The following is a 21,721-nucleotide window of genomic DNA, read 5'->3' on the forward strand; positions in this document are numbered from 1 at the left end:
AGGATAGGCACGATATCGAGACAGACACGGCTCCAAGCCCCGAAGGGGCGACGCTATACCAGCCCAGGGCGCAGCCCTGGGTCATGTGCAGGAAAAGATCGGGGGCTGCAGGTCCGGCCTATCTGGTCGGATTACCAATTAGGTTGGGCTTTCAGCCCTCTGCTCGATTTATGATCCGTAACCTAGGGCTTCGCCCTGGGCTGGTATGACGTCGCCCCTTCGGGGCTTGAATCTGTGCCGATTGAAACTGCATTTACTCAATTTGGCATTCACGTCATCGCCTTCATGCTTATGCCATTGCCCTGTGAGCGCCTCGCCAAAGGCAAACATCGTGAAGAAACAAAAGCCACGAGAAAGGCCGCCCGTTTGGGCGGCCTTTCTCGTCGCTCGATGATATGAGCTAGTTGTTGTCTTCGTTCTCGGACTGCTTCCACTTGAGGAGGTCGCCGAGGGTGGTGGAGGACGACGAGCTCGAGCTGCTGCTCTGGCCGTGGTTTCCCTTGCCCTTGTTCGATTCCTTGTAGCTCTCGACCTCGGCGCGGCTGGCTTCTTCGCCAACGGCCTTGATCGACAGTCCGACTTTCTTCTCTTCCTGGTTCATCTTGACGATCTTGAACTCGTGCTCGTCGCCGACTTCCAGGGTGATCTGCTTGCCGGTCTCGTCCACCGCTTCGGAGACGTGGCACAGGCCCTCGACTCCTTCGGCGATCTCGACAAAGGCTCCAAACTGCGCCGTGCGCAGAGTCTTGCCCTTGATGACGTCGCCAACACGGTGCTGCGCGAAGAAGGTATCCCAGACATCAGGCTGAAGCTGCTTGACGCCGAGCGACAGGCGGCGGTTCTCAGGCTCAACGCCCAGAACGATCGCCTTGACCTTCTCACCCTTCTTGAGAACTTCGGAGGGGTGCTTGATGCGCTTGGTCCAGCTCAGGTTCGAGACATGGACGAGGCCGTCGATGCCGTCTTCGATCTCGATGAAGGCGCCGAAGTCGGTCAGGTTGCGGACGCGGCCTTCGATGACAGCACCGATCGGGTACTTGTCCTCGAGAGCTTCCCACGGATTGTCCTGAAGCTGCTTCATGCCGAGCGAGATGCGGCGGTCGTTCGGGTTCACACTCAGGATGATGGTGTCCACGATGTCGCCGGGCTTGACCATCTTCGAGGGGTGCTTCATCCGCTTGGACCAGGTCATTTCGCTGACGTGAACCAGGCCTTCGATGCCCTGCTCCAGCTCGACGAACGCGCCGTAGTCGGTCACCGAGAGAACGCGGCCACGAACCTGCGCACCGATCGGGTAGCGCTCGGTCGCGTCGAGCCATGGGTCAGGCGTCAACTGCTTGAAGCCCAGCGAGACGCGCTGCTTTTCCTTGTCGAACTTGAGGACCTTGACCTGGATCTCGTCGCCAACATTGACGAGGTCGCGGGGGTGGGTCAGACGGCCCCAGCTCATGTCGGTGATGTGGAGCAGGCCGTCGAGGCCGCCCATATCGACGAATGCGCCGTAGTCGGTCAGGTTCTTGACGACGCCGGTGAAGACCGAGCCCTCTTCGAGAGTCGAAAGGGTGACAGCCTTCTTGGCGTTCTGATCTTCCTCGAGCAGCTCCTTGCGGGAGATGACGACGTTGCCACGCTTCTTGTTGAGCTTGATAACGCGAACTTCGATCTCGGTGCCGATATAGCCGTCGAGATTGCGCACGGGGCGAACCTCAACCTGCGAACCGGGCAGGAACGCCTTGATGCCGATATCGACAGTCAAACCGCCCTTGACGCGCGAGAGCACCATGCCCTTGACGGGCGTCTTGGTGTTCGCGGCTTCTTCGAGCTTGTCCCAAACCTTGTGACGGAGGGCCTTCTCGTAGCTGACGAGATAGCCGCCTTCCTGCTCTTCGCGCTCGACAACGACCTCAACCTGATCGCCGATATTGAACTTCGGCGCTCCGGCGTGATCCAGAACCTGCTCCAGAGGAATGAGACCCTCGGACTTGAGCCCGATATCGACGACAACATGCTTATCCGTGATCTTGACGACGGTGCCGGTAACAACGGCTTCCTCGGCAGTCAGGGATTGAGCGGCGTCTTTCTCGGCTGCCTGTTCGCGGTCGAAGCTCTCGAGCGCACGGGCAAAGTCTTCAGCGTCGTACTCGGGCTCGTATGCTTCAGCGGAGACAGCAGCGACGGCCGTAGCCTCAGGCACGGTCTGCTCGCTTTGTGCACTGGCTGCGGCAGTCTCGTGAGGCTGGACTTCAGGGTTGGAGGTGTGGTCGGTGGGGGCCGTCAACTGCTCGGCCGACGTTTCGGGCGCGGTGGGTTCCAATGTGGTGTTCAGGGCTGTACTCTCGGGGTTCGAAGGATTGTGGTCGGACATGGGAATGCGTGTGCTCCGGGATCCAGTGATTCACTTGGCCGGCTTCGGCTGGAAAGGCTACAGGGGCGGCAAGTCGCCGTCTGCTGTGGACGTATTCCTAGTCGATGATGTCGGATGGAGTGAGGTAAAGCATCTTTCAGAAGCCGCCGTGACTGGTTCCCGCACACAGTAGCTCAATTAGAAGTGTAGCAGTCGTACAAGTAAGGGTCAATGAATCACAACGATGATCGGACAAGACTACGTTCGTTTTGCCGCTCGATTGCATGAAACTTCGATGAATGGACGAGCCAAAAGTAACAAAGAGTTTCAGCCCCCGTGTTCTTTCCCAGGGAAACGGGCAAATAGACCCACAACTCTGTCCCCTATACTTTCGGGATGGACAGGCTATGGACGCCGTGGCGCTACTCTTACGTTACCGGCCAGGACAAGGGGACATCGAAACGCGGCGTTCCGGCTGCCCTGTCGGCGTGGCCGGGTGAGACCCATTGCGTCTTCTGCAATATGCTCGCGGCAACAGAGTACGCCGTGGCCCACGGCATGGCACAGGACGAAGCCGATGCCGCCGTCTACATCCTGGAGCGCGGCCAAAACTGCTTCCTGGTGCTCAACGCCTTTCCCTACAACACCGGGCATCTCATGGTGCTTCCCTACCAGCATGAGGCAAGCCTCGCCGCGCTGCCGGCGGAGACAGCCGCCGAGCTGATGACGCTGGCACGGCGTGCGGAACGGGTTCTGCGCAAGGCGTATCGGCCCGGTGGATTGAATTTGGGTCTGAACCTGGGCGAGTCGGCCGGCGCAGGTGTGGCCGAACATCTGCATCTTCACGCGGTCCCTCGCTGGTCGGGGGACAACAACTTCATGAGTGTGCTCGGAGAGACTCGCATCCTTCCGGAGATGCTCACGGAGAGCTATCAGCGATTGCGCCTAGCACTCCTCGCCGAACCTGCGGAGTGATTCGACGAGGCGGAATCTTTTTGTGCAACTCCCTTTCGATAACAGCCATCTCACCAACAGGTGCTACTTCTCCTGTGAGGTCATGTGATGAGACGGACGATTTCCAGCTTGAAAAACGTTGAGATTCCCTGGAGCCGCTTCGCTTCTGCGTTCCGGCGCAACGGACATGGTGGAACCCCCTGGGCCAGGACCTCAGAGATGTCCCAGCCCCAGGACGGCGCCCTCGGAACCCAGGCACGCATTACTGAGATCAACACACGTCTGAACACCGGCCCCCTGGAAGTGATCAGCTTCATGGATGAGCCCGAAGACGCACAGATTACGGGGGGAACGCGTTCCCTGAGCCGTCGGCTTACAGGACTGAACATCATGCCCCGGAGAGCTTTGACGGCAAAATCCGTTCAGAATGTGATCCCGGTTGCCAGTCAGTCCCAAGTCGCGTAGCCGCGTAAACGATTGGGATGATTCAAAACAAAGGGCCCTCGGGCCCTTTTGCTTTGCGCCAAAGAAGCTGCAAAACATTGTCATCTCGACTGGAGCATGACGGTTTTATGTCATGCGTAGTGGAGAGACCCCTGTATTTTGCTTGTGCTGGCAATGCCGCTTGCCATTAGGAGAATGGGCAGCAATGGCACCCTCGAAATACAGCGGTCTCTCCACTACGGCGCAAAAGCGCGCCTTCGGTCGAGATGACAATGTTTTGGGTGGATCAAGAGGATATGACCTTGGTGAACGCTACTTCGAACCGGGCGAATCAGACTTATCCGTTGCGGCGGGTATCTCCTGGGCCCTCTTCCCCGTAAGAATGCGCGTAGCCTCAAAGCTCGTAATCTTCCACATCCCGCCGGGCAGGTGCTGGTAGACGCGCGTGTAACGATAGCTGCCGTCCATGGAATGGCCATCGACCGACCCTTCGAGCTTCGCCAGAGAGTTGACGATGGCGATATGGCCAATCAGCTTGACCTTGATATCGGAGATATCGAGCGAGGTGATAACGATCTGACGTAATCGCATGTGATCGAGCTGTTGGGCCTTGGTCAGGACCTCGCCAGTCCCGCTAATCCCCAGGTAATCGTCGGAGAGCAGTTTATCCATCGCCGGAACATCGTTGCCCAGCTCGGCCTGACGCCACTGCTGCTCCAGGGCGACCACCTGTTCGCGGGTTTCGCGCTTATGTTGGGGCGCAGCAGCCAGCCGCAGGGGCACCGCCGTTGCAAGGAGGAGGACGAGGGCGACAGATCTTGTATGCACGGCGCAGCGACGCATGGACGTACCGGATAGTAGACCGGAAGTCGGGCGCGAGTCAAAGGCAGCGATATGCGAAGGCCTCATGGGAGGTTGGATGCAGGGCCGGGGCAACAGGAATGTGTTCGTCTTGTCTGAATTATCTGAATACTGCCTGGGGAAATCAGGCAATAAAGGTCAGATTCTCGACCTCGCGCTCGAGCATCTTCTGGTAAAGACCCCCGATAGCGAACTGGGCGAAGTGCGGCGTCGCGCGATGATGCTCGACTGCGGCTTCGTCGCGATACTGTTCGTAGATGACGACGGTATTGGCGTCTCCATCCACAAAATGAGGAACATAGGTGACGCAACCGGGCTCGAGACGCGATTCGCGCGTGAGCTCGCGCAGGATGTTCTCGATGGAATCATGGTCTTCCGGGGAGAAACGCAGACGGACAATAAAGCTGATCATAAGGGCCTATGGGTACTACGTAAAAATTCTGGGTAAAGCCGGTAGAGGGTAGACAGAGAGCTTTGCGGCGCTGCCTACCCTCTACTGGCGGTCTGTTTAGAGCAGTATTGCTGATACTATCCCCCAGAAGACGGAGAGGAGTGTCGTTTTTGTTGAGAAAAACGACCTTGAGATTCACGCCCCCGGGTACACCTTCAGCAATACTGCTCTAGCCGAGCGCTTCGTCGAAGCCGGGCTGTGTCATGGTCTGTACACGGTCGGGGCCGGTGGAGATCATGCCGATCTTGGCTCCGCTCTCGCGCGAGACGAACTCCAGGTACTCCTGTGCCAGCTTCGGCAGCTTGTCGTACTCGGTGATGCCCTCGGTCGGGGCCATCCAGCCCTTCAGCGTGGTGTAGATGGGTTCGATCTTCTCGAAGCCCCGGATGTCGGCCGGGATGATGTCCGTGAACTTACCGTCGATCTTGTAGCCGGTGCAGACCGGAATCTCGGGGCACTCGTCCATGACGTCCATCTTGGTGACGACGAGCCATTCCGTCGCATTGATCATGTTGGAGTAGCGCAGCAATGGGATATCCAGCCAGCCGCAGCGGCGTGGACGACCGGTGACGGCTCCGTACTCCTGCCCGCGAGCGCGCAGCAGTTCGCCGGAGGCGTCCGAGATCTCGGTCGGGAACGGTCCTTCGCCGACGCGGGTGACGTAGGCCTTGGTAACGCCGATGACGGTGCCGATCTTCGTCGGGCCGACGCCGGTGCCGGTAACGGCTCCGCCGGCGGTCGAAGAGGAGCTGGTAACGAACGGATAGGTTCCGTGGTCGATGTCGAGCAGCGCACCTTGCGCGCCCTCAAACATCACATTCTGGCCCTGGTCGATCGCGTTGTTGAGCAGGTAGGCGGTATCGGTGACGAACGGAGCAATCTGCTCGGCGAGGCGGGCGTACTCCTCGTACATCTGCCGGGGATCGAGCGGCTCGGTGCCGAAGAGCGCATGCGCGATGGTGTTCTTCTCGTGGCAGGCGTTGTTGATGTGCGTGCGCAGCAGCGAGTTGTTCAGCAGGTCGACGACGCGAAGCCCGTTGCGGTGGATCTTGTCCTCATACGCCGGGCCGATGCCGCGGCGCGTGGTGCCGATGGTCTGGCGGCCGGGAGCGGTCTCCGCCGCCAGCTCAATCATGCGGTGGTACGGCAGGATGACCTGGGCGCGGTTCGAGACGAAGAGCTGCTCGTCGACAGGGAGACCGGCCTCGCGAAGCTTCTTGACCTCGTTGAGGAAGGCCTGCGGGTCGAGTACGACGCCGTTGCCGATGACGCCCTTGCAGCCTGGGCGCAGTACGCCGCACGGGATGAGCTGCAGGACAAACTTCTTGCCGTGGATGATGACGGTGTGACCGGCGTTGTGGCCTCCGGCATAACGGGCGACGATGTCGAACTTTTCGCTGAGGACATCGACGATCTTGCCCTTACCTTCATCGCCCCACTGGGCTCCAAGGATGACGGCGGACGGACGCTGGCTCTTGCTCTGGGATTGACTCACGGGGTGGTTGCTCCGGGTGTACTGCTGGTGGGAGTGCGCGTGCGGGTTTCCACTCGCGCCCATGAGTCATTTTATACTGTTCGCCACAGCGCGAAGCGCGTTCCCTGACGCTTCAGCGTCAGGGAGGCGGAGGGAGCCGTAGCCCTTAGGCTACGGAATAGAGGCTCAGCAAAGATTTGGCCTTTAGGCCGGGCCTTCTTTTGGCTGCGAACAAAAGGCCCGGGGCTAAAGCCCGATTCTCGCCTGCCCCTTATTCCGTGGCCTGAAGGCCACGGCTCCCTCCGACCCGCGACGCTGAAGCGTCACGGTTTGCGCTTCGCGCTATCTACAACATCCCATTCTTAGGCCCATTATCAACTCGCCACATTAGCAAGTAAGCAGATATCCCAAATCAGACAAAGCCTTGTTCGCTCTACCGTTTGCGCGGCATGGAGAGGTCGAGGTCATCGGCCACGAGCTGCTTGGTCAGCAGGATGATCTGGCCGGTATGCAACTGAATATGCCCGGTGACCAGGGAGATCGCCTCGAGGATGGTCGGGTTGCGCCACATGCTGTTGGGTTGCGGGTCGATGACCGTGAGCAGCCGCTCCGGAGAGCCGCCGGAGAGCGTGGCGATCACATTGCAGGCCTCTTCGAGCGTCGCCGAGAACCGGGCGCGGACCTCACGGACCGCAGCCGTGGGCTGCAGGGCGAACTCGTCATCCCGCTGCCGCACATCGGGCTGGCCGTCGATCCCGTGCAGGATCCACTGGCGCGTATTGCCTTCGAGATGCAGCAACAGGTTGGCGATGGAGTTCTCGTAGTCCCCGCCACGCTGCCATATCTGCGCCGGGGTCAGCCTGTCGAGACAGCGATCGATATCCTGCACCGAAAGGCGCAGGCGTTTGACCGCAAAGGCGAGAAAATTTTCGGCTACAGCGTTGTTTGGCATGTTCTCCATCTTATTCCTGGCTCCCTCCGGGAAAGCTAAACGATCTCCGAGGAGAGACCTCAGGCAAAACGCTTCGTCAGACGCCCCATCATGCTGGAGAAGACCTCCCGGACGTGGAAGACCTGCCAACCAAGCCCCCCGACCAGTGCGGCTGACAGAACCGCGATCAAGGCCTGGGTCACCAGGGGAAGAGTCGAGGTCCGGGTCAAAGCGGCAAATGCCGCGAAAAGGCAGACAATGCAGATTAGCAGCAGCCGGGTGATGTAGACCGTATCGATCTTCTCGATGTGGGCAAAGAGCTTTTCGTTCAGCCGGATGAGGCGCACCGTCTGCAGGGTCTCGACGACGAGCCACGTCCAGAGGAAGCCGGTGACCCCGCCATAGTAGATGGTCCCGACAGAGACGATCACCATCCCGAGATAGCTGAAGAACATCACCTTGGCCAGCTCAACGTGCGTGTTGGTGGAGAACTGGAACTGGAACTTGTGCTCCTTGAGGCTGATCACGATGGAGAGCGCCGAAGAGAGCACGTAGGGGTAAACCGCGAAGAGTTCGCTGACGTTATGGTGCGGCGCTCCCGCAATAGCCTTCTTATGCACCCAGAGCGTGATGATGACCGGCGAAAGCATCAGGACACTGAGATTTACCAGAGAGATGAGGAAGAAGATCAGCCGTTCGGAGTAGTCGTAGAGACGGGTGAGGGCGGGCCAGTCGCGGCGACCGAAGAGGTTGGTGATCTCCGGCCCCATGGATTGTGTAAACATCGCCAGCACCTGCCGGCACATGGAGAAGATGATCCGCATCAGGCCGAAGCCGGCCACGGCCACCGGCCCGGCCATGCGCTGCAGCAGAAGCAGAGGGGCCGAGTAGGTGAGGAACGTGCTCATCTCGATGAGGCCGAAGTAGCCGCTGCCCTTGAGGATGTCCTTGACCGCCGGGCCGTCCCAGAAGCGGAGGCTGGGAAAGAGCTCGGGCGCGGTGCGGCGAAGGTCGATGAGGACGCCCACGGAGCAGATCAGGAGACAGGAGAGCTGGATCCCCGCCAGCACCGGAAACGGCGCGTGGAGCACAACGCCGGCCAGCAATCCCAACGAACTGGCCAGGGCCTGCGCGTTGTTCCAGTGGGCTCCCCGGTGGGCCATGGCCACGCCCATGAAGATACCGCTCAGATATCCGAAGAGGATCATGAACAGTACCTGCAGGGCGAGGAGGTAGAGCGCCCACTGCGCGGCGGAGCGCGAGATGTGGAGCTTGAGCAGCGTGTCGAACGGAATCGCGAAGAAGGCGAGCAGCAGAACGGCAGCGGTGAAGACGACGCCGATGAGCAGCCGCAACGCGGTCGACTGACGGATGTGGTAGCCCTGGGTCTCTCCGCGCTGGAAGCGGACGGCGAGGTCCTGGTTCATGTAGGTCTGGACACCGAAGTTGAGCATTCCGAGCGCGGAAACCGCCCCGGAGAGGGCCAGCCATTCGCCGAATCCGGCGGTGCTGTAGCGATAGATGAAGATCGGCGGGATCACCACCTGTTGAATGATGGAGATGATCTTGCCCGCAAACATGGCTCCCAGATTTTTGAGGATTCGCTGAAATGGGCCCATCGAGGCTGAGGTCTCCGTCACTTCCGGCAGGCGATCTATATATCCGGCTTTGGGGTTAGTCTATCGCGGACAGGGCCGGCCCCTTTACTCTGATAGCTATGCCGGAGTTACCTGAGGTCGAAACCGTTGCCAATGGGGTCGATGCCCGCGTCCGTGGACAGCGAATCGTAAGTGTGTGGACCAGTGGGAAGCCGCAGACGTTTAAGTCTCCCGAAACTGAGATCGTTGAAACGCTGACTGGAACAAAGATTGAAAAAGTGCGGCGGGTCGGCAAGACGATCGTGATGGACCTGGTACGCGGTGGCAGTGGCACGAAGCAGATTCCCTCCGGGAATGACAACCAGAAAAGCAAGGGCAAAGGCAAAGACAAGAACAAAGGCACGAAAGATACGGCGCAGTTTCTAGTTCATCTGGGGATGACCGGGCGGCTGCTGGTGTCGCAGGCGGAGGTTCCGCTGCCGCCGCATACCCATGCGGTGCTTGCGCTCGCTGATGGCCGTGAGGTGCGGTTTGTCGACCCGCGACGGTTCGGGCGGCTCTCGGTGGTGACCACCGAAGAGGGTTACACGGGGCCGGGTGTCGAGCCGACGACCGTGAGCGAAGAAGAGTTTGCCGGACTGTTCAAGGGGCGCAAGCTGGCGATCAAGGCCGCACTCCTGAACCAGTCGATCCTGCATGGGGTGGGGAATATCTATGCGGATGAGAGCCTGTTTCGCGCGGGCATCCGGCCACGGAAACAGGCAGGCAAGCTGACGCGGGCAGAGCTTGGCCGCCTGCATGAGGCCTTGCAGCAGGTGCTGGCGCATGCCATCAAGCTGGGCGGGTCGTCGGTCTCGGATTACGTGGACGCGGATGGGGTGCGCGGGTTCTTTCAACTCGAGCACAAGGTCTATAGCCGGGCGGGCGAAGACTGCAAAGACTGCGGGGCGGGGCTGAAGAAAATTGTCGTCGGCGGGCGAACGACAGTGTATTGCCCGACGTGCCAGCGATAGATTGCGCAGCGGCAGCTACACGCCCTCTACACACCCACCCCAAATGCTGTCATCTCGACCGGAGCATGACGGCTTTATGTCATGCGCAGTGGAGAGACCCCTGTATTCTGCCGAAGCAGCGATATTGCTTTCGGTTAGGGATATGGGCAGCCTATGCACCCTCAAAATACAGGGGTCTCTCCACTACGGCGCAAAAAGCGCGCCTTCGGTCGAGATGACAAGGTATGGGTAGTAGAAGAGGCTGCCTACCGCCCGTGAGCCTGCTCCGCCGCCACCGCCGCACCAATCACCCGGCTAAGCTGCTCGTCATCGACGACCTCGATGGAATACCCCTGGATCGGACTCATCTTCACCATCTGGTGCATGTAGTCCTTGAACAGCTTCAGGTCCAGGAAGCGCACGTTATAGCCGGTGATGAAGAACTTGCCTGAGCCGGCCATATGAATCGAGCTGGCGGTCGCAGCGGCCAGGGCCTTGTGCCACAGGTGCTTGAACTCCACGCAGCGCGGGTCGGGATTGACGCGGCGATTGGCGGCCTCGAAGACCTCTTCCGGTTCCATGTCCAGGAATCTAAGCCGCATCGACCGGTGGCCCATGATGCCTTCCAGATGTCCTCGGCCTCCGCAGCCGCAGTAGTTTTCCTTCTCGTCGAGCGTCACCACGGAGTGCCCGCCCTCCCAGACGCCCTCGGCGAACGGATACCGGCCATAGCCGATGCCCGTGCCCAGCGTCCAGACGCGAATAAAGTGGTCGAGCTTGTCGTGCTGCGAGGCCAGGCCCGCAGCCATCGCGTCCGCGTCGTTCAGGACGCAGACCGACGCCGAGATACCGTACGCGGCCAGCCCGGTCGAAACCAGTTCCTGAATGCGCGCGCCCTTGAGCTGCGGAAGATTTGGAGCCTCTTCGACGACACCGTTGCGAATCAGTCCGGGCAGCGCGATTCCGACCGCCGAGATCGACTTCTCGTTCCCCTTCGCCACCTCGGAGACCACACGGCAGATCGCCTTGACGATGGACTCCGTGGGCAACTCGATCAGGGTGCCCTCATCCTCAGAATCGGCGGATACAGCGGAAGCATCGCCTGCCGGATAGCTCGTCAGCTCGCCGGTAAGCTTGTGGCCCACGATCAGACCTGCATAAACGCGTTCGGAAAGGATGACACCTACGGTCTGCAATGAATCATCCTGGGATTTCGCCATCGTTTGCTGCCTTTCGCTGAGGGGAGTTCACGTCCCACCATCAAAGCCTTAAGTTCTGAGACATTAGCTGGACGAAGGCTCGTCCGTCAAACGCGTCAGACGTTGGCGACGCGATTGAGACCGTTAAAGGCCGCTACCTTGTAGCACTCAGCCAGCGTCGGGTAGTTAAAGACAGTCTCGACAAAGTAGTCGAGCTTGCCCCCAAGAGCCATCACGGCCTGCCCGATGTGCAGCAGTTCGCTGGCCCCCTCCCCTATGATGTGAACGCCAAGCAGTGCGTGGCTTTCGCGATGGAAGATGATCTTCAGGCGTCCGGTCGTATCTCCCCGGATCTGGCCGCGGGCGATCTCACGGTAGTACGCCACACCAACCTCGTACGGTACGTCTTCCTCGGTGAGCTGCTCCTCGGTCTTGCCGATGAAGCTGATCTCGGGGATGGTGTAGATGCCGTAGGGGTAAAAGCTCGGGTTGGAGACGATGCTCTCGTCGCCGAAGGCGCGGGCAGCAGCGATGCGGCCCTGCTCCATGGAGACCGACGCCAGCGAGGGGAAGCCGATCACGTCGCCCACCGCGAAGACCGTCGGCTGCTTGGTACGGAAGTCCTTGTCGACCGGGATGCGGCCGCGAGAGTCGGAATCCACGCCCACCATCGCCAGGTTCAGCTCGTCGACGTTGCCCTGCCGTCCGACGGCGTACAGTAGCGCATCGGCCTGGACCTTCTTCTTCGACTCAAGATTGGCGACCACGGTGCCGTCGGCCATCTCCTCGACCGACTCCACCTCTTCGTTGAGCCGCATGGTTACGCGGGCGTCGCGAAGGTGGTAGCTGAGGGCTTCGATGATCTCCTGATCGGCAAACTCCAGCAGCCTGGGGCGGCGCTCGATGAGCGTTACCCGAACGCCAAGTGCGGCGAACATGCAACAGTACTCGACGCCGATCACGCCGCCGCCGACGATAATCATCGTCTTGGGCAGGGTTGTCAGGTTGAGCACCAGATCGGAGTTAATGATGGTGGTCCCATTGATCGGGACCTTCGCGGAGGTGGCGGGCTTGGTCCCGGTGGCGATCAGGATGTTCTTCGCCTCGTAGACCGTCGAGCCCTTGGTGTTGGTAACCTTGACGTGCGTGGCGTCTTCAAAGCTGGCGACGCCGACCAGCATCTCGATGTTGTTGCGCGAGAGCTGCGCTTCGGTCACATCGATCTCGGTCTTGATGACGTGCTGCACCCGGAAGGCCAGGTCGGCCATCGTGATGCGCTCTTTCACCCGGTAGTTCATGCCGTAGATCGACTTGTAGTTGTAGCCGGAGAGATGGAGAACCGCCTCGCGCATCGTCTTCGAGGGAATAGTGCCGGTGTTAATGCAAGCGCCGCCGACCACCTCGCGCATCTCGACGAGGGCGATCCTTTTGCCCAACTTGGCGCCGTAAATGGCGGCACGCTGCCCTGCAGGGCCGGAGCCGATGACGATGAGGTCGTAAACAGTGCCCATAGGCGTCTTGAATATCTCCAAAAATTATTGTTAAGCGCTGAACTGCGGGCAAACCTTTGCCACCGGTGTCTATCATATGCCTTCGTGCGAGGAGACTTTGTGAATACACTGTGCGAAGTGCTCCGCTACGCCATTACCGACGGTTCGCGTTTCGAAGATGCCGTGACCCGGCATGATGAGTTGATCGCCGATGCACGGCGATGGGCCCGCCAAGAGATTGATTTCGTGCAACTTCGCGAGAAGACGATCGAAGCCGGAGAACTCCTGGCGTTGGCGGAGGCGATGGCGGCGATCTTCCGCGAAGAGGGCGGTCACACAAAACTGCTGATCAACAGCCGCGTGGATGTGGCCATCGCCGCCCGGGCTGACGGCGTCCATCTGACGGGACAGCACGAGGGCCTGACGCCCGCACAGGTGCAACAGCTTTATGCGAACGCGGCTATCGTCAGCATGTCGTGCCACAGCCTCGTTGAGGTCGACCAGGCTTGTGCCCTGGGCGCCAGCCTGATCCTGTTCGGGCCGGTGTTCGAGAAGCGCGTCGGCAAGGTTGTCGTGACGGAAGGCCGTGGAATCGATAGCTTGCGGCAAGCGTGCGCAGTGGCCAGGAACATCCCCGTGCTTGCGCTGGGTGGGGTGACCCCCGAGAACGCCGGGGCTTGTGTTGAGGCTGGAGCGGCGGGGATCGCAGGGATTCGGCTCTTTGGTTGAAGTTCGGCAACGACTAAAAACCAAATCGTGATGAAACCGTCCATTACGTAAGCCACTGCGATACAAACCACGACAAAGACATGACAATAAGCACAAATCTTTCTCCAAAAAGCGGGTTTACACTTTTGAGCATTGTGCCAGCGTGCACAAAGGAGAAAGTCATGCCGTCGACCCAGCGCTTTTCGCTATCCCTCCCTAAAAGTCGCCGGGTATGGCCACTCGCCTTTGCACTTTTTCTGGCCCCGATGGCCGTTCAGGCCCAGGAGGCACAGATTGCGCCCCCTCCCCAGGACACGGTCGATACCGCGCAGCCCGATCCACCGTCTGTCGTGGCTCGGATTAGCGTGCTCAACGGGAATGTCTCGCTGCAACCGGCGAGCGTCACCGACTTCACCCCCGCCGGCCTCAACTATCCGCTGACGACCGGGGACCGTCTCTATACCGACAACGGAGCCGATGCCGAACTCGAAACCGGACAGGTCTCCGTGCGACTGGGTTCGCAGACCGATCTTACCGTCACTGCGATGACCGATCAGCTCGAGCAGTTCGGGCTGGCACAGGGTAGCGTGCATCTGCGCACCTTTACGCTCGACCAGGGAACGACGCTCGAGCTCGATACCCCCAACGCCGCCGTGACCGTGCTCGGGGCAGGCGATGTGCGCATCGACGTCAACCCCGATACCGACACCGCCGTCTTCACGCTGCTCGCCGGACAGGCGCAGGTCGAAGCCCAGGGCTTCCGGCAGACGCTGCAGCCGGGCGAGTCGTTGCAGCTTACCGGAGCCAACCCGGTGACCCCGCAAGAGGTAGAGCGCACGCAGCCGGATGACCTCGACAGCTTCTCCGCCGAACGCGACGACAGCTACCAGGACGCTGCCTCCAGCGAAGAGGCCTATGTCGATCCGAACACCATCGGGGCGGAAGACCTCAACGGCTACGGAGACTGGGACAACTCCTCTGCCGATGGCGGGCCTGTGTGGTATCCGGCCGGAGTCGCCGTGGACTGGCAGCCCTATCGCAATGGGCGCTGGGCCTGGATCGCACCCTGGGGATGGACCTGGGTCGAGGCTGAACCCTGGGGATTCGCTCCCTTTCACTATGGCCGCTGGGCACGCTTCGGCAATCGCTGGGGATGGTCGCCGGGGCCGCGGGAAACAGGACCACGGGTGAGACGTCCGGTCTATGCTCCTGCCCTGGTGATGTTCGTAGGCGGCGCAGGCGTCACCGCCTGGTTCCCCCTGGGACCGCACGAGCACTATGAGCCCTGGTATCACGCCAGCGTGCGGTATCAGAATCGCGTCAACGAAAACCTTGCCGGCAATGGGGCCGCGGCCTTCTACAACCCTCACGGCAATGGTTCAGGGCAGCCTTCGAACGCCAATCGCGTTTACGTCAATCGCCAAATCGCGACGGTGGCCATGCCGCAGCAGTCCTTTGCGAGCGGTCAACCGGTAGCCCGCAACGCATTACGGACGCTGCCACCGCAACTGGCGTCAGCCCCGCTGCTGTCGCACCCGCAGGTCACGCCGACACGGGAGATCGTGGCTTCGATACCTGCGCGGGCAGTGCCGCGTCAGATTGCACGGCCAGTGCTGGAGACACGCGTTCCGCAGAGTCAGCCGGTCTCCTCTCCGGCTACATCTTCGGCGAGTGAGGTTTATACAACGGGAGGCAAACAGCCTGTCTCGCCTTCGCACGAGGGAGCGAACAACTCCGAACTGCACGCCGCGCCTGCGGCCCGCCCGCTGGTCAATCGCGCAGTGCCTCCGCCGCCCAGCCCGAGCTTCGAGCAGCAACGGCAGGCCATGGAAAACACCGAGCCGGGACGACCCCTGAGCCCCCGGCAGATGGACAATGTTCGTGAGAATCGGCCGGTGGGATTACCGCAGCAGCAGGCACCGCACTTCGCGCCACCACCGCCGCACCCCATGCCTCAGCCGGTCGTTCACGCTGCTCCTGCGCCGATTAGTGGCAAGCATTAGGGATGTAGTTGCCAAATTGCGCAAAGCGCGTTCCCCGGTGCTTCAGCACCGGGGAGGCGGAGGGAGCCATAGCCTTTAGGCTACGGAATTCAGATTTGGCAAAGATGTGGCCTTTAGGCCCGGGCCTTCTTTCGGCTGCGGACAAAAGGCCCGGGGCTAAAGCCCAATTCTTGCGTGGCCCCTTGTTCCGTAGCCTAAAGGCTACGGCTCCCTCCGTCTTCGTGACGCTGAAGCGTCACGGAACGCGCTTCGCGCAATCGAATGCCATGCATTACGAGATGGACAAACTACTCCCCAAACGGATGCGGCCCAGTGATCTTCCAGGATTTACCGGCCATGAGTATCCACGCATAGCGCATCCCCACAAGGGCGAATAACAGCTGCAGCGCCGCGAGGCTGAAATGTCCGATGAAGAGTTGGATCAGCGGCGCAAACAGGAGCAGCGGATAAAGCCAAAGGGGCAACTCATGCGATCCGACAAGAACCAGGGTAGACGCCAGAACGACCGCCATATAGGTCAACAGCGCGGCCATCACCTGGTAACGGCGCCCGCCGAAGCCGTAGGAGCCAACGCGCATCGCCTTGCCAATGGCATAGCCGACGCCGATCGCGGCGAAGACCATCCAGGAGCCATTGGTAAGACGGTAAAGGGAAAAATAGACGAGGCCTGACATCGCTGCAGCGAGGACTCCGGTAGCGATAGATCGCAGGAACACTTTCGAGGTATTCGCAGCCTGCATAGCATCCACGCGAGCGGCACAGGGTCCGCAGGCACGATGATGGTCCACGCTGAAGTACTCGCCACCCAGCCCGCGCGTGCAGAATTCGCAGTTCTCCGCGAGGGGAGTAGCGCTACCGTACTCGGCGCGATGGAAGTTAAGGGAATCGAGAGGCATCAGTTGATGTTACCGGGCCGGAGGAGTGAGGGACATGGCGGTTGCAGCGAAGAATACCAGAGTATAAGTCGCGGCTTCGTCAATTTCCTGAGATAACCGCAGGAGTTTCAGGCCTCAGCCCTGTCTATCCCACAGTCGCCGTGAGAAAATATAGTTGATGATTTCCGTCTCTAATGTGACCATGCGCTACGGCGCAAAGCTGCTCTTCGAGGACGTCTCCGTGACGTTCACCACCGGCCGTCGCTACGGCCTGACCGGCCCCAACGGCGCTGGTAAATCCACCTTCATGAAGGTTCTGACCGGCGAGATCGACGCCCAGAAGGGCACCGTCGTCCGCCCCAAGAAGCTCGGCGTGCTCAAGCAGAACCAGTACGAGTTCGACGCCTATCGCGTCGTCGACACCGTCATTATGGGCAACAAGTCCCTGTGGGCGGCGATGGAAGAGCGCGAGATTATCTATAACAAGCCAGAGATGACCGACGAAGACGGCTCGCGGCTGGGTGAGCTCGAAGGCATCGTCGGCGATGAGGACGGCTACGAGGCCGAGGCCAACGCCGCCGTCCTGCTCCAGGGTCTCGACATCCCGGATGAGCTCCACGACCGCAAGATGAGCGAGCTGCAGGGCGGCCAGAAGGTGCGCGTGCTGCTCGCGCAGGCGCTGTTCGGCAACCCGCAGGCGCTGCTGCTGGACGAGCCGACGAACTATCTCGATCTCGAATCCATCCACTGGCTCGAGGAGTTCCTCAACCGCTACGACGGCACCGTCATCACCATCTCGCATGATCGGCACTTCCTCAACAATGTCTGCACGCACATCGCCGACATCGACTACGAGACGATCATTACCTACAACGGCGGCTACGACGACATGGTGCTGCAGAAGACCAGCGTCCGCACCCGCATCGAGAGCCAAAACGAGCAGCGCGAAAAGAAGATCGCCCAACTCAACGACTTCATCGCCCGCTTCTCGGCCGGTACGCGCTCCTCGCAGGTGAACTCGCGTAAGAAGGAAGTCGAGCGCCTGGCGACCAGCGAACTGGCTCGCTCCAACATTGCGCGCCCCTTCATCGCCTTCAAGATGGAGCGTCCCTCCGGCAAGAACGTTCTGGAGTTCGAGAAGGTCAACAAGTCCTACTCGCAGCCCGACGGCAAGACCGAGCACGTCATCAACAACTTCACGGCGTCTGTAAACCGCGGCGACAAGGTGGTTCTCATCGGCCGTAACGGCCAGGGCAAGACCACGCTGTTGAAGGCGCTGCTGGCCAACGGTCCGGGCGTTGAAGAGAAGGACGTCTCGATCGACTCGGGTACTGTGAAGTGGGGCCACGAGGTCCAGATCGGCTACTTCGCGCAGGACCACAAGGGTTCGATCCAGCTCGGCATGACCGCCAGCGACTGGCTGCATCAGTACGACCCCAAGGCCACGAAGGAAGACATTCGCGGCATCCTCGGCCAGATGCTCTTCCGCGGCGAGGAAGGCCTGAAGAAGACCGACGCCCTCTCCGGCGGCGAGGCCGCACGACTGCTCTTCTGCAAGATCATGCTGCAAAAGCCAAACGTGCTGGTGCTCGACGAACCGACGAACCATCTTGATCTGGAGAGCATCAACGCGCTCAACCAGGCGATCCAGAAGTACGAAGGCACGGTCTTCCTCGTCACACACGATCAGGACCTGATCGAAGAGGCCGGTACACGCATCTGGCACTTCGAAGGCGGCCCCACCGACTTCCGCATCACCGATCACAAGGGACCGTACGAGGAGTACCAAGAGCAACTCAAGATGACTGCGAAGTAGCTATCAGGGCTTCCGCCTCGTAAACCGATAGCCCACACAACTATTGCCGCGTTCTTACAGTCTGATAGCTTGGAACCTGTATGAAGAAGAGCAGCGTATACCGCCTCTTGATGACGGGCGCGATCCTTGTTGTAGCGCTGAATACGTGGATGGTCGGACGGGCGCTGAATAAGCTGTTCACGACGCAGGGCTGGTTGTCGCAGACCCTGGACGTTCTGTCGCACACCGAGAACCTGGCCCTGAATATGCGCTCGGCCGATAGCGCTGTCCGCGGATATATCCTCACGGGCTCACCCACCTTCGAGAGGCAGTATCGTGCCTCGTCCCAGGGCGTGTTCGCGGAACTCGACCAGGTCCAACGCCTCACGGCCGATAGCGCCACACAGCAGCAGCGCATCGGGTTTCTGCGCACCCGTGTGGCGGCCAAGATGGGGACGCTCGACTCCGCCAACGCCATGCGGGCGGGCAACTCTACCGGTCCGATCGAACCCGCTCTACTCGAACCTCTGCTCACCGACTTTCCCGGCGGCGGCCAGAGCGTCTCCTACGCCATCAGCCAGATCGAATCCGAAGAGCATCGTCTGCTCATCGACCGCACGCGTGAGACGAAGAATGCCAGCCAGGAGGTCTGGATCAGCTTTATCGCCATCTCCCTGCTCGATATTCTTCTGATCGCAGCCGCCTTCGAACAACTGGTTCGCGCCCACCGCAGCCATCTCCAGATCGCCGAAGGGGCAGCCTCCATCGAGGCCCTCAACAATGAGCTGACGAGGGTCAACACCGAACTCGAAGGCCGTGTCCAGGAGAGGACCCAGGCACTGGCGGAGTCAAACCAGGAACTCGAGGCCTTCAGCTATTCCGTCTCGCACGACCTGCGCGCGCCCCTGCGTACCATCGATGGATTTTCGCTGGCGTTGATGGAAGACTTCGCCGAGAACCTGAACGATGAAGGCCGCGACTATATTGCGCGCATCCGCAATGGGGTACAGCGCATGGGCATGCTGATCGATTCCCTGCTGCAGCTCTCGCGCGTGACCCGCTCCGAGGTCCATCGCGAACGCATCGATCTCTCCCAGCTTGCGACCCTGGTGTTCGATGAGCTGGCCGCCGGCGATCCCGACCGAAAGATTCTGTTCATCGCCCAGCCGGGCGTCCTGGCACAGGCCGATCCTCGCCTGGTGCGTATCGCACTGGAAAACCTGATCGGCAACGCCTGGAAATTTACCTCACGAACCACGGACGCACGCATCGAGTTCGGCAGTGACGTGCGGGAGGACGTCACCGTATACTTCATTCGGGACAACGGTGCGGGATTCGACATGCAATACGTCGACCGCCTGTTTACGGCCTTCCAGCGGCTGCACGGGGATCGCGACTTTAAAGGCTCCGGTATCGGCCTGGCAACCGTCTCACGTATTATCCGCCGGCATCAGGGTTCCATCTGGGCTGAGAGCGAACTCGGCCACGGCGCAACCTTTTTCTTCAGCCTCGCCGCGTGATGGCCCCCAGGCCCCGTGGCGCGCACCATGATAGGAAGGGATTTGATTGGCTATGATTCTCCTGGTGGAAGACGATCCGGACCACGAAGCACTGGCCATGAGAGCGCTTCGCAAAGCCAACGTGGCCAATGAGATTCGCGTTGCGCGCGATGGCACTGAAGCCATCGAATATCTCAACGGCATCGCGACCGGAAACCCCATACCCCAACTTGTGCTGCTCGACCTCAAGCTGCCCAAGGTCGATGGCCTCGAGGTGCTGCGCACCATTCGCGCGTCCGATAAGACGGCCATTCTGCCCGTGGTCGTACTGACCTCGTCGGACGAAGAGCGCGACATCGTCGCCAGCTATCGCCTTGGAGTGAACAGCTATATCCGCAAGCCCGTAAACTTTACCGACTTCGCCGAGGCAACCAAGCAGCTCGGCATGTATTGGTTGTTGCTGAATCAATGCCCACCGTCGCAATAAACCCCGAAGCGTTGCTACGTGTCCTCATCATCGAGGACTACGAAGAGGACGCGCTGTTGCTCCAACGCCATCTCGCACGCGCGGGATACAAGGTCGACGCGCGCCGCATCGAGACGGCTGCGGAGCTGAAGGCCGCTCTGGAAGAGCCCGCGGCCTGGGATCTCGTTATCGCCGACTACACGCTGCCGACCTTCGGCGCGCGCGATGCCCTGAAACTGATTCAGAAGAGCGGCATCGACCTGCCCTTCATCATCGTGTCGGGCACGATCGACGAGGTCTCGGCCGTCAATGCCATGCGCGCCGGGGCACACGACTATGTGTTAAAGGGCCACCTCGAACGCCTGCTGCCGGCCATCGAACGCGAACTGGCGGATTCTGCCCGGCGCCAGGAGCGGCTGCGCACCGAGGCGGAGTTACGCCTGGCCCAGCAGCGCTTTTCGGCGACCTTCAACCAGGCTGCGGTCGGCATGGCCCACACCTCCATCGAAGGACGCTTCCTGCTGGTCAATCAGCGTCTGGCCGGCATGCTGGGAGAGCCCATCGACAAGCTGCTGGCACTGCAGTTGCGTGACTTCCTGCTGGCATCCGAACGCGAGCTGGACCGCACCATCCATGCCGAACTGATCTCGGGAGGCAGAAGCGGCTATCGCGTGGAGCGCACCCTCATCCGCCATGATGGCTCGACCTTTCCCGCGCAACTGACCGCTTCCCTGCTCAAACCGGACGGCCATCTTCACCCCACGGTGCTGTGGGTCGTGGAAGACATCTCCGCGCGCAAGGCCGCGGAGAAAGAGACCACCGAGCTGATGACGAGGCTCATCAACTCCGAGCGATTGGCCGCTGCCGGACGCATGGCCAACACGCTCGCGCACGAGATCAACAATCCTCTCGAAGCGCTGACCAACATCTTTTATCTGTTGCAGACGCATGAGGACCTGCCCACGCAGTCGCGGGAGATGGTCGAAATCGCTGCTCGAGAGATCGAACGCGTGGGCCATATTACGCGCTCAACGCTGAGTTTCTATCGCAAGCTGCCCGGTCGCACCATCGACCTGCGCACCATGCTCGAAGAGGTCGTCCAGCTCTTCCAGTCGCGCGCGCGCCAACACAATGTAAAGATCAACACGCGCTATGCGGACGATACGAGCTCCGTGCACTACGATCCGGCGCTGCGACAGGTCTTCGCCAACCTGGTCGGCAATGCCCTGGAGGCCATGGAAGGACGCAGCGGCAGCATTACCGTGCGCGCCCGCCTGGCAGGCGGCTTCGCCGCGGTGACGGTCTCCGACACCGGTCATGGCATCGACCAGGCCAATCTGCAATCGATCTTCGAACCGTTCTTTACCACCAAGGGCGAACGCGGCACCGGACTTGGGCTCTGGGTGACGCGTGGCATCGTCGAAGAACAGGGCGGAACGCTGCGGCTGCGTTCCTGTATCTCGGGCAAACGAGGTACAACGATCCGCATTCGGCTACCGATCAGTGCCCCGGCCAAAATCATTCCAGCGCTATTGTGAGTTGAGATCAGTTGGGCCAGAGATATGTCGTCCGATTGCACCTGGAGTCCGGTCGAACCGTGCAGTCAGCTTGTTGAGGTAGGAAACGGAAGGTCATAG

The 21,721-nt window shown here is 60.6% G+C and carries 18 protein-coding genes; 9 read left to right on the forward strand and 9 right to left on the reverse strand.

All coding sequences use genetic code 11. The features are described from left to right. Positions 1–400 precede the first annotated feature (400 nt). Entirely contained in the window at positions 401–2,365 is a 1,965-nt protein-coding gene (locus HDF15_RS11125) for a 30S ribosomal protein S1 (RefSeq protein WP_184255520.1), read from the reverse strand. Between the two features lie 375 nt (positions 2,366–2,740). Here HDF15_RS11125 and HDF15_RS11130 point away from each other — a divergent pair, with 375 nt between their 5' ends. Next, positions 2,741–3,319: an HIT domain-containing protein gene (locus HDF15_RS11130; RefSeq protein WP_184255522.1), complete on the forward strand. Its 579-nt coding sequence runs from the start codon at positions 2,741–2,743 to the stop codon at positions 3,317–3,319. A gap of 87 nt (positions 3,320–3,406) precedes the next feature. Beyond that, positions 3,407–3,763, forward strand: a complete 357-nt coding sequence (locus HDF15_RS11135; RefSeq protein WP_184255523.1) for a hypothetical protein — start codon at positions 3,407–3,409, stop codon at positions 3,761–3,763. Between the two features lie 291 nt (positions 3,764–4,054). On the opposite strand, the gene HDF15_RS11140 is transcribed toward HDF15_RS11135, so the two are convergent. From HDF15_RS11140 to HDF15_RS11160, 5 genes are all read right to left on the reverse strand, one after another. Next, positions 4,055–4,570, reverse strand: a complete 516-nt coding sequence (locus HDF15_RS11140) for a nuclear transport factor 2 family protein (protein WP_311733081.1) — start codon at positions 4,568–4,570, stop codon at positions 4,055–4,057. 157 nt (positions 4,571–4,727) lie between these two features. Next, positions 4,728–5,015: a putative quinol monooxygenase gene (locus HDF15_RS11145; protein ID WP_014267489.1), complete on the reverse strand. Its 288-nt coding sequence runs from the start codon at positions 5,013–5,015 to the stop codon at positions 4,728–4,730. 208 nt (positions 5,016–5,223) lie between these two features. Beyond that, on the reverse strand, positions 5,224–6,549 hold the full coding sequence (locus HDF15_RS11150; RefSeq protein ID WP_184255527.1) for an adenylosuccinate synthase: 1,326 nt from the start codon (positions 6,547–6,549) through the stop codon (positions 5,224–5,226). A 412-nt stretch (positions 6,550–6,961) separates the two neighbouring features. Further along, positions 6,962–7,480, reverse strand: a complete 519-nt coding sequence (locus HDF15_RS11155) for a DUF1572 family protein (RefSeq protein WP_184255529.1) — start codon at positions 7,478–7,480, stop codon at positions 6,962–6,964. 59 nt (positions 7,481–7,539) lie between these two features. Continuing rightward, complete coding sequence (locus tag HDF15_RS11160; RefSeq protein WP_184255531.1) at positions 7,540–9,078, reverse strand: hypothetical protein; 1,539 nt, start codon at positions 9,076–9,078, stop codon at positions 7,540–7,542. Positions 9,079–9,176: 98 nt separating this feature from the next. Between HDF15_RS11160 and mutM the strand changes: the two genes are divergently transcribed. Continuing rightward, positions 9,177–10,070: a bifunctional DNA-formamidopyrimidine glycosylase/DNA-(apurinic or apyrimidinic site) lyase gene (gene mutM / locus HDF15_RS11165; RefSeq protein WP_184255533.1), complete on the forward strand. Its 894-nt coding sequence runs from the start codon at positions 9,177–9,179 to the stop codon at positions 10,068–10,070. Between the two features lie 245 nt (positions 10,071–10,315). On the opposite strand, the gene HDF15_RS11170 is transcribed toward mutM, so the two are convergent. Then, positions 10,316–11,269 carry an ROK family protein gene (locus HDF15_RS11170; RefSeq protein WP_184255535.1) on the reverse strand — a complete coding sequence of 318 codons (954 nt, stop codon included), beginning with the start codon at positions 11,267–11,269 and terminating at the stop codon, positions 10,316–10,318. A gap of 95 nt (positions 11,270–11,364) precedes the next feature. Continuing rightward, positions 11,365–12,759, reverse strand: coding sequence for a Si-specific NAD(P)(+) transhydrogenase (sthA, locus tag HDF15_RS11175; RefSeq protein WP_184255537.1), 1,395 nt, complete (start codon positions 12,757–12,759; stop codon positions 11,365–11,367). A gap of 99 nt (positions 12,760–12,858) precedes the next feature. Between sthA and HDF15_RS11180 the strand changes: the two genes are divergently transcribed. Together HDF15_RS11180 and HDF15_RS11185 are read left to right on the forward strand one after the other, a co-directional pair. Beyond that, positions 12,859–13,467 carry a thiamine phosphate synthase gene (locus HDF15_RS11180; RefSeq protein WP_184255539.1) on the forward strand — a complete coding sequence of 203 codons (609 nt, stop codon included), beginning with the start codon at positions 12,859–12,861 and terminating at the stop codon, positions 13,465–13,467. Positions 13,468–13,628: 161 nt separating this feature from the next. Beyond that, the gene (locus HDF15_RS11185) at positions 13,629–15,449 is read left to right on the forward strand and encodes a DUF6600 domain-containing protein (RefSeq protein WP_184255541.1); all 1,821 of its coding nucleotides are present in this window, start codon (positions 13,629–13,631) and stop codon (positions 15,447–15,449) included. 287 nt (positions 15,450–15,736) lie between these two features. Here HDF15_RS11185 and HDF15_RS11190 read toward each other — a convergent pair whose 3' ends face one another. Further along, on the reverse strand, positions 15,737–16,345 hold the full coding sequence (locus HDF15_RS11190; protein ID WP_184255543.1) for a hypothetical protein: 609 nt from the start codon (positions 16,343–16,345) through the stop codon (positions 15,737–15,739). A 157-nt stretch (positions 16,346–16,502) separates the two neighbouring features. Between HDF15_RS11190 and HDF15_RS11195 the strand changes: the two genes are divergently transcribed. From HDF15_RS11195 to HDF15_RS11210, 4 genes are all read left to right on the forward strand, one after another. Further along, a complete protein-coding gene (locus HDF15_RS11195; RefSeq protein ID WP_014267503.1) occupies positions 16,503–18,140 on the forward strand; it encodes an ABC-F family ATP-binding cassette domain-containing protein in 1,638 nt (545 codons plus the stop codon). A gap of 80 nt (positions 18,141–18,220) precedes the next feature. After that, complete coding sequence (locus tag HDF15_RS11200) at positions 18,221–19,639, forward strand: ATP-binding protein (RefSeq protein WP_184255545.1); 1,419 nt, start codon at positions 18,221–18,223, stop codon at positions 19,637–19,639. A gap of 52 nt (positions 19,640–19,691) precedes the next feature. Then, positions 19,692–20,105, forward strand: coding sequence for a response regulator (locus tag HDF15_RS11205; RefSeq protein WP_014267505.1), 414 nt, complete (start codon positions 19,692–19,694; stop codon positions 20,103–20,105). Continuing rightward, complete coding sequence (locus HDF15_RS11210; RefSeq protein WP_184255547.1) at positions 20,087–21,622, forward strand: ATP-binding protein; 1,536 nt, start codon at positions 20,087–20,089, stop codon at positions 21,620–21,622. Before HDF15_RS11205 ends, HDF15_RS11210 begins: the two co-directional genes overlap by 19 nt. The last annotated feature ends 99 nt before the right edge of the window (positions 21,623–21,721 follow it).

The sequence above is a fragment of the Granulicella mallensis genome, from assembly GCF_014203225.1.
Classification (GTDB): Bacteria; Acidobacteriota; Terriglobia; order Terriglobales; family Acidobacteriaceae; genus Granulicella; species Granulicella mallensis_A.

Bases quoted from the DNA above. Each gene is read 5' to 3' on its own strand.
- HDF15_RS11125 (WP_184255520.1), bottom strand. From the start codon at position 2,365: ATGTCCGACCACAATCCTTCGAACCCCGAGAGTACAGCCCTGAACACC.
- HDF15_RS11130 (WP_184255522.1), top strand. From the start codon at position 2,741: ATGGACAGGCTATGGACGCCGTGGCGCTACTCTTACGTTACCGGCCAG.
- HDF15_RS11135 (WP_184255523.1), top strand. From the start codon at position 3,407: ATGAGACGGACGATTTCCAGCTTGAAAAACGTTGAGATTCCCTGGAGC.
- HDF15_RS11145 (WP_014267489.1), bottom strand. From the start codon at position 5,015: ATGATCAGCTTTATTGTCCGTCTGCGTTTCTCCCCGGAAGACCATGAT.
- HDF15_RS11155 (WP_184255529.1), bottom strand. From the start codon at position 7,480: ATGCCAAACAACGCTGTAGCCGAAAATTTTCTCGCCTTTGCGGTCAAA.
- HDF15_RS11160 (WP_184255531.1), bottom strand. From the start codon at position 9,078: ATGGGCCCATTTCAGCGAATCCTCAAAAATCTGGGAGCCATGTTTGCG.
- mutM (WP_184255533.1), top strand. From the start codon at position 9,177: ATGCCGGAGTTACCTGAGGTCGAAACCGTTGCCAATGGGGTCGATGCC.
- HDF15_RS11170 (WP_184255535.1), bottom strand. From the start codon at position 11,269: ATGGCGAAATCCCAGGATGATTCATTGCAGACCGTAGGTGTCATCCTT.
- sthA (WP_184255537.1), bottom strand. From the start codon at position 12,759: ATGGGCACTGTTTACGACCTCATCGTCATCGGCTCCGGCCCTGCAGGG.
- HDF15_RS11185 (WP_184255541.1), top strand. From the start codon at position 13,629: ATGCCGTCGACCCAGCGCTTTTCGCTATCCCTCCCTAAAAGTCGCCGG.
- HDF15_RS11190 (WP_184255543.1), bottom strand. From the start codon at position 16,345: ATGCCTCTCGATTCCCTTAACTTCCATCGCGCCGAGTACGGTAGCGCT.
- HDF15_RS11195 (WP_014267503.1), top strand. From the start codon at position 16,503: ATGATTTCCGTCTCTAATGTGACCATGCGCTACGGCGCAAAGCTGCTC.
- HDF15_RS11200 (WP_184255545.1), top strand. From the start codon at position 18,221: ATGAAGAAGAGCAGCGTATACCGCCTCTTGATGACGGGCGCGATCCTT.
- HDF15_RS11205 (WP_014267505.1), top strand. From the start codon at position 19,692: ATGATTCTCCTGGTGGAAGACGATCCGGACCACGAAGCACTGGCCATG.
- HDF15_RS11210 (WP_184255547.1), top strand. From the start codon at position 20,087: ATGCCCACCGTCGCAATAAACCCCGAAGCGTTGCTACGTGTCCTCATC.